Genomic DNA, 6,318 nt, shown 5'->3' with positions numbered 1-6,318 from the left:
CCTGTACCGCCTGGACGCCTCCGACGTCAGCTGATCCCCACCCCGGAAGAGTAGGGGGGGCCCCCCGCGGGGCCCCCCCTCTCGTCGTGTCACCCCCTGCCCATGACATCTGTCATGCCGCTCTCCGGACGGTCGGCACTGCCCCCGGTCAGGCGGTCGCCGCCAGCATGGACGCATGACGACGACAGCGGCGACGACGACGGGCACCGGTACCCCGGTGGTGGTCGGGTTCGAGCGAGTGAGCAAGACCTACGGGAACGTGCGGGCCGTCGACGGGCTCTCGCTGCGGCTGCACCCGGGGGAGACCGTGGCCCTGCTCGGGCCCAACGGCGCGGGCAAGTCGACCACGCTCGACCTGCTGCTCGGCCTCAAGCAGGCCGACACCGGCACGGTCAGCGTCTTCGGCACCAGCCCGCGCGAGGCCATCGTCGCCGGACGGGTGGGCGCGATGCTGCAGAGCGGCGGCCTGATGGACGAGGTCACCGTGCGCGAACTGGTCAAGCTCGCCTGCGACCTGCACCCGAAGCCGTACAAGGTCACCGACGTCCTCGCCCGCGCGGGCATCTCGCAGATCGCCGACCGCAAGGTCAACAAGCTCTCCGGCGGCCAGTCCCAGCGCGTCCGCTTCGCCCTCGCCACCGCCGGCGACAGCGACCTGATCATCCTGGACGAGCCGACCACCGGCATGGACGTCTCCGCCCGTCAGGCCTTCTGGGCGACCATGCGCGAGCAGGCCGACCAGGGCCGTACGGTCCTCTTCGCCACCCACTACCTCGAAGAGGCCGACGCCATCGCCGACCGGGTGCTGGTGCTGCACCGGGGCCGGCTGCTCGCCGACGGGACGGCCGCCGAGATCAAGGCCAAGGCGGGCGCCCGCCGGATCTCCTTCGACCTGGAGGGCGGGATCGACGAGGCGCCGCTGCGGGCACTGCCCTTCCTCACCGGCATGGACGTCTCCGGCCAGACCGTCCGCATGCAGTCGTCCGACGCCGACGCCACCGTCCACGCGCTGTACGGCCTCGGCGTCTACCCCCGCAACCTCGAAGTCGCCGGGCTCGGCCTGGAGCAGGCGTTCGTCGCCATCACGGAGGCCGAAGAGGCCAAGGAGGCCCCGCAGTCATGAACGCGCTCATCAAGCTGGAACTCGCCCGCGCCCTGCGCAACCGCAAGTTCCTGTTCTTCTCGGTGATCTACCCGTCGATCATCTTCCTGCTGGTCGCCAGCCAGGGCGGCACCGGCGACACCGTCGACGACTCGGGCCTGTCCGTCGCCGCCTACGTCATGGTCTCCATGGCCTCCTTCGGCGCCCTCACCGCCGTCCTGATGGGCAACAGCGAGCGCATCGCCAAGGAACGCGAGAGCGGCTGGGTACGACAGCTGCGGCTGACGACCCTGCCCGGCCGCGGCTATGTGCTGGCGAAGACGGCGAGCGCGGCCGTGGTCAGCCTGCCGTCGATCGTCGTCGTCTTCCTGGTCGCCGCGACCGTGAAGGACGTACGACTGGACGCCTGGCAGTGGCTGGCGCTCACCGGCGCGATCTGGGCCGGCAGCCTGGTCTTCGCCGCGCTCGGCGTCGCCATCGGATACCTGGCGAGCGGCGACGCGGTCCGCCCGATCACGATGATCACCTACTTCGGCCTGTCGATCCTCGGCGGCCTGTGGTGGCCGTCCTCCTCCTTCCCGACCTGGCTCCAGGACATCGCGAAGTGGCTGCCCACGCACGCGTACGCTGCCCTGGGACGGGCCATCGAACAGAGCCAGGCCCCGAAAGCCCAGGACATCGCCATCCTCGTCGTCTTCTTCGCCCTGTTCGTCGGCGGCGCGGCCTGGCTGTACCGGAAGGACACGCTGAAGGCGTGAGCACGATGACGGAAGACCTGCGATCCGGTGAGGAAGCCCGGGCGGACCGGCTGGTGCGGATCGGCCTGCCGCCGCGCAACCGGCCCGAGGCGCTGCGCAAGCTGGTGTGGGTCCTGCCGTGGCTGGTCTTCCTGGCCTCCCCGGTGGACGACCTGTCCTCCGGCCGCCACGGCACCGGCGCCACGGTGGCCGGCTGGGTGGGGCTGACGGCCTTCGTCGGCATCTACCTGTCCATCGTCTTCCGCTCCATGGGCCGGCCCTTCCGCGGCGGGATCGTCGCCGCCGCGATCGCCGGGGAGTGGACGCTCGCGGTCGTCCTGGCCTTCAGCCTCGGCAGCCACTGGCTGGGCCTGTTCGTGTACGTCTCCGTGATGTGCGGAGTGACCTTTCCGCTCCGCGTCGCGTACTGGACGATCCCGCTGACCACCGCCGCCATGATGCTGGCGGGCTGGCACGCCCACGACATGGACGATGCCTGGGGCCTGTTCCTGGTGGTGCTCCTGGTCGGCTTCTCCATGACCGGGGTACGGCAACTCGTGGCCACCACCATCGAGTTGCGCAAGGCCCGCGCCCGGGTCGCCCAACTGGCCGCCAACGAGGAGCGGTTGCGCCTCGCCCGCGACCTGCACGACCTGCTCGGCCACTCGCTCTCCCTCATCACCCTGAAGAGCGAGCTGGCCGGCCGGATGCTCCCCGACCACCCCGACAAGGCGGCCCAGCAGGTCTCCGACATCGAACAGGTCAGCCGCCAGGCCCTGGTGGACGTCCGGGAGGCCGTCACCGGCTACCGGCGGCCCCGGCTCGCCGCCGAACTGGCCGGTGCCCAGGTCGCCCTGACCGCCGCGGCGGTCACCGCCGAGGTCCCGGTCGACCCCGACCTCATGGGTGTACCCGAGGAGTGTGAGGCGGCGCTCGCCTGGGCGTTGCGCGAGGCGATCACCAACGTCGTACGGCACAGCGGCGCGAGCCTCTGCACGGTCGAGCTGCTGCGCCGTCAGACCCTGGACGGGCCGGTCCTCGAACTCGCCGTCGAGGACAACGGATCCGGCGGCTCGGGCAAGGGCCCCGGCAACGGTCTCACCGGGCTCACCGAACGCCTGGAGAAGACGGGCGGCACGCTGGAGGCGGGCCGGGTGAAGCGCGGTTTCCGGCTGGTCGCCCGGGTGCCCCTCGGCTCCGGCCTGGCCGTAGGATCCGGTGCATGAGCAGCACGATCAAGGTTCTCCTCGCCGAGGACCAGTCGATGGTCCGCGAGGCACTGGCGGCCCTGCTGGGACTCGAGGACGACATCGAGGTCGTGGCCCAGGTCGCGCGCGGCGACGAGGTGCTGGCCGCGGCCCGGGCGAACGACATCGACGTCGCCCTGCTCGACATCGAGATGCCGGGCTGCACCGGCATCGAGGCGGCCGCCCGGCTCCACGAGGCGCTGCCCGCGGTGAAGCTGGTCGTCCTCACCACCTTCGGCCGCCCCGGCTATCTGCGCAGCGCGATGGAAGCGGGCGCCGACGCGTTCCTCGTCAAGGACGCCCCCGCCGCCCAACTCGCCCAGGCCGTCCGCAAGGTCCTCGCCGGCGAACGCGTCATCGACCCCACCCTCGCGGCAGCGGCCCTCGCCGAGGGCGCCAACCCCTTGACCGACCGCGAACGAGAGGTCCTCCGCGCGGCGGCCGACGGCTCCACCAACGCGGAGCTGGCAGCCGCGCTCCACCTCTCCCAGGGCACGGTACGCAACTACCTCTCGACAGCCATCCAGAAACTGGCCGTCCGCAACAGAGCGGAAGCAGTCCGCATCGCACGCGAGAAGGGCTGGCTGTAGGCCGGTTCAGAGGGTTGCGGCCGACCGGGCACCGCCGACCACGCCGTCGTGGCCGAGCGCCATCGCGGCGGATCGAAGAGACCGGCGGAGGCCATGGTGATGGACGCGAGTGAGCCTGACAGGCAGCGGTGACATGTCGGCGCCGGGCAGCGCAGCCAACCAAGGGGCGCGGGGAACTGCGCGACCAGCCCCCCACACAGCCGCAGCCGCCCACGCGCCGCCACCCCTACGGCGAACAGGCCCACAAACCCCCTCAGTTGAGACGGGCCCGAGCAGCCCGCGCCTCCCCGCGCACCTTCTCCGCCGCGCCCTCGTCGACGACGTCGATCAACCCCGCGTACTGGTCCAACTCCTCGGCCCCGTCGACGAAGTCACCCCGCTCGACCAGCAACCGCGCCCGCTCGTACCGCAGTCGCGCGGGATGCGACGGCAGCAGCAGCGAGAGGTCCACCGCCCACAGCCCCACGTCCGACCGCTCGGGACGGGCCGCCGCCCAGGCCCGTACGTTGTTGAGGATCCGGCGTACGACGTCCAGGGGATCGGCCGGCTCCAGCATCGCCGGTTCCAGCGGCACCCCCGCCGCCCCCACCACCAGCATCTCGGCGTCCGCCCCGGTCAGCACCCGCCCCCCGTCGAACGGATCGGCCAGCACCTGCTCCTCCGCCGCCCCGAAGCCGACCACGAAGTGCCCCGGCAGCGCGACCCCGGACACCGGCGCCCCGGCCCGCCGGGTGACCTCCAGCCACACCACGGACAGCAGGATCGGCAGCCCGCGCCGCCGCCGCAGCACCTCGTGCAGCAGCGAGGACTCCAGCCGGCGGTAGTCCGCGGCGGCGCCATGGAAACCGAACCGTTCGCCCAGCACCCGGTGCGCCGCCGTGGCCCAGTCGTGCGGTCCGCCCGGCCGGTACGGCAGCTGCCCGGCCAGCCGGTCCAGTTCCATCTGCGCGGCGTCGATCCCGTCCTCGTCGAGCGAGCCGTCGGCCGCCGCGCCCAGCAGCAGGCACAGCGTCGCCAGATCGGGCCGCTCGGACCGCGCCTCCTGGGCGAACCGCCCCCGTACCTCGGCGGCCCGCTCGGACGACGGCGGGCATGGGTGTGGTCGACGGGAGTGCATAGCTGTCTCGTGCCCCTTCGGAATGATCCGTACCGCTGTGCCGCCCGGACTCAGCGCCCGTCCGCCTCCGGCCCGCGGTAGTGGTGGTACGCGTGGTGCGCCGCGAAGCCCAGCCGCGCGTACATCGCCCGCGCCGCCTCGTTGTCCGTCTCCACCTGGAGCCAGGCGGCCGACGCGCCCTCCTCCAGCGCGCGCCGGGCGAGCGCGGCCATCACCTCGCCGGCCAGCCCCCGCCGTCGTAGCGCCGGATCCACCTCGACGGCGGCGAACCCGGCCCACCGGCCGTCCACCACCAACCGCCCGATGGCGGCCGGGGCACCCCCCTGCGCCCCCGGCACGGTCGCGAACCACACCGAGGGCCCGCTCCCGAGCACCCGCAACGCGACCTCGCTCACGCCCTTGCGCTGGTAGCGCGCCAGCCAGGCCTCGTCGGCCGCCCGGGCGAGCAGCACCCCGGCCCCCTCCGCCCGGTCCGCCACCGGCGCCAGCCCCCCGACCCACAGCTCGGCGCTGACCTCACGCGTCCACCCGCGCCGCTCCAGCTCCGCGCAGAGCAGCTCCTGCGTGCCCTCGGCGCCGGTCGCGGTCTGCACGTACGCGGGCAGCCCCCGTACGCCGTACCACCGCAGTACGGCCTCCAGGGCCGCGTCGAGCGGCAGCCCGGGATCGCCGAGCGGCAGCACGCTGTTGGCCCGCCGGGTGAACCCTCCGGAGGCGCGCAGCTCCCACGCGCCGAGCCGCTCGCTCTCCACCGGCCGCCAGCCGCGCGCGGCGACCCGCGCGAGTTCCTCGTACGTCGCCGCGGGCCCCCGTCGGCGCGCCGGGGCGGCCGGCACCACCTTGCCCGCCACCAGCGCGGACTCCGGTATCCGGACGGTCGCCCCGTCCCGCCGTGTGATCGTCAGCACGCCGTCGTCGTCCCATGATGTGAGAACACCCACCGTGTCGGTGAACTTCTCCTCGGGGACGTCATTCCCGGTCAAACGTCGCACGGAGACCCGTTTACCCACGTCAGCAGCGGTGATGCGGACCTCGAAGCGTCCCGCGGCAGAGATTTCCACTGGTCAGTTCACCCCTCCTGTTCGGATCATGCCCAGGAACGGAGATACTAGGGGCGGGCATCGACGACGCCGCGCTCCCGCGCGCCAGGCGGCGGAGCCTACGGAGGCCCGCCAGCGCCCAATCGAGGAGGAACGACAGCGTGACCTACGTCATCGCGCAGCCTTGTGTCGACGTGAAGGACAAGGCGTGCATCGAGGAGTGCCCGGTCGACTGCATCTACGAGGGCCAGCGGTCCTTGTACATCCACCCGGACGAATGCGTCGACTGTGGTGCCTGTGAGCCGGTCTGCCCGGTCGAGGCGATCTTCTACGAGGACGACACTCCGGAGGAGTGGAAGGACTACTACAAGGCGAACGTCGAGTTCTTCGACGACCTCGGTTCCCCGGGCGGCGCCAGCAAGCTGGGCCTGATCGAGCGCGACCACCCGTTCGTCGCCGCGCTGCCCCCGCAGGCCGAGTAGTCC

General features: G+C 72.4%; 7 protein-coding genes. 5 read left to right on the top strand and 2 right to left on the bottom strand.

Annotation, left to right across the window (positions count from 1 at the left end; all coding sequences use genetic code 11):
- The first annotated feature begins 175 nt into the window (after positions 1-175).
- The 4 genes from ACGFZS_RS11500 to ACGFZS_RS11485 are packed head-to-tail and all read left to right on the top strand — an operon-like array spanning position 176 to position 3,676.
- The gene (locus ACGFZS_RS11500) at positions 176-1,123 is read left to right on the top strand and encodes an ABC transporter ATP-binding protein (protein ID WP_393794911.1); all 948 of its coding nucleotides are present in this window, start codon (positions 176-178) and stop codon (positions 1,121-1,123) included.
- Positions 1,120-1,860 (top strand): ABC transporter permease, encoded by a 741-nt coding sequence (locus ACGFZS_RS11495; protein WP_393794910.1) that lies wholly within the window; start codon positions 1,120-1,122, stop codon positions 1,858-1,860. The genes ACGFZS_RS11500 and ACGFZS_RS11495 overlap by 4 nt, the downstream gene beginning before the upstream one ends.
- A 5-nt stretch (positions 1,861-1,865) precedes the next feature.
- A complete protein-coding gene (locus tag ACGFZS_RS11490; RefSeq protein ID WP_393795453.1) occupies positions 1,866-3,065 on the top strand; it encodes a sensor histidine kinase in 1,200 nt (399 codons plus the stop codon).
- Complete coding sequence (locus tag ACGFZS_RS11485) at positions 3,062-3,676, top strand: response regulator transcription factor (protein WP_359226437.1); 615 nt, start codon at positions 3,062-3,064, stop codon at positions 3,674-3,676. The genes ACGFZS_RS11490 and ACGFZS_RS11485 overlap by 4 nt, the downstream gene beginning before the upstream one ends.
- Before the next feature lie 253 nt (positions 3,677-3,929).
- Here the strand turns inward: ACGFZS_RS11485 and ACGFZS_RS11480 are convergent, their stop codons facing one another.
- Complete coding sequence (locus ACGFZS_RS11480) at positions 3,930-4,793, bottom strand: transglutaminase-like domain-containing protein (protein WP_393794909.1); 864 nt, start codon at positions 4,791-4,793, stop codon at positions 3,930-3,932.
- 50 nt (positions 4,794-4,843) lie between these two features.
- A complete protein-coding gene (locus ACGFZS_RS11475; RefSeq protein WP_393794908.1) occupies positions 4,844-5,854 on the bottom strand; it encodes a GNAT family N-acetyltransferase in 1,011 nt (336 codons plus the stop codon).
- Between the two features lie 140 nt (positions 5,855-5,994).
- On the opposite strand from ACGFZS_RS11475, the gene fdxA reads away from it, so the two are divergent.
- Positions 5,995-6,315: a ferredoxin gene (gene fdxA, locus ACGFZS_RS11470; protein ID WP_079659886.1), complete on the top strand. Its 321-nt coding sequence runs from the start codon at positions 5,995-5,997 to the stop codon at positions 6,313-6,315.
- The last annotated feature ends 3 nt before the right edge of the window (positions 6,316-6,318 follow it).

The organism is Streptomyces sp. NPDC048288, from assembly GCF_043201555.1.
Lineage (GTDB): Bacteria > Actinomycetota > Actinomycetes > Streptomycetales > Streptomycetaceae > Streptomyces.
The sequence above is the reverse complement of the archived record's forward strand: the minus strand, read 5'-3'. Positions and strand labels throughout refer to the sequence as shown.